1 protein-coding gene is annotated in these 811 nt (G+C 71.6%); it reads right to left on the reverse strand.

What is annotated here, in order from left to right; genetic code table 11:
* Positions 1 to 811: AAA family ATPase (locus tag HUK84_RS20770; RefSeq protein WP_176641874.1), on the reverse strand; the 811-nt coding region annotated here is incomplete at both ends.

The following is an 811-nucleotide window of genomic DNA, read 5'->3' on the forward strand; positions in this document are numbered from 1 at the left end:
AGGGCGGCCGCCACCGCCAGGTCGGCGGCCGGCTCCAGCACCCGCAGCCCGCCCGCGATGTTCAGATGCACGTCCATGCCGTGCAGCTTCATCCCGCACCGCGTCTCCAGCACCGCCAGCAGCATGTTCAGGCGCGACGAATCCCACCCCACCACCGCCCGGCGCGGCGCGGAATCGCCCGATTTGGGCGACAGCAGCGCCTGCACCTCCAGCAGCACCGGCCGCGTGCCCTCGATCCCGGCAAACACCGCCGACCCGGCGATATTGCCGCGCCGCTCTGCCAGGAACAGCGCCGACGGGTTGGGCACCTCGACCAGCCCCTGGTCGGTCATGGCGAACACGCCGATCTCGTCGGTCGCGCCGAAACGGTTCTTGGCGGCGCGCAGGATGCGGAACTGGTGCCCCCGGTCGCCCTCGAAATACATCACCGCGTCGACCATGTGCTCCAGCACGCGCGGACCGGCCAGCGCGCCCTCCTTGGTCACGTGCCCGACCAGGATCAGGCTGAACCCGCGCTGCTTGGCCAGCCGGATCAGCTCGAACGCCGTGGCGCGCACCTGGCTCACCGTGCCCGGCGCGCTCTCCACGCTTTCCAGCCACATGGTCTGGATCGAATCGATCACCACCAGCGCCACGTCGCGCTCGGCCTCCAGCGTGCCGGCGATGTCGGTCACGTTGATCGCCGCCGCCAGGTCCAGCCCCGGCGCATCCAGCCCCAGCCGCCGGGCGCGCAGGCGGATCTGGTCCACCGCCTCCTCGCCCGAGATATACATCACCCGCCGCCCGCTGCCGGCCAGCGCACACGCCGCCT

The sequence above is a fragment of the Nguyenibacter vanlangensis genome, assembly GCF_013376155.1.
Taxonomy (GTDB): Bacteria; Pseudomonadota; Alphaproteobacteria; order Acetobacterales; family Acetobacteraceae; genus Gluconacetobacter; species Gluconacetobacter vanlangensis.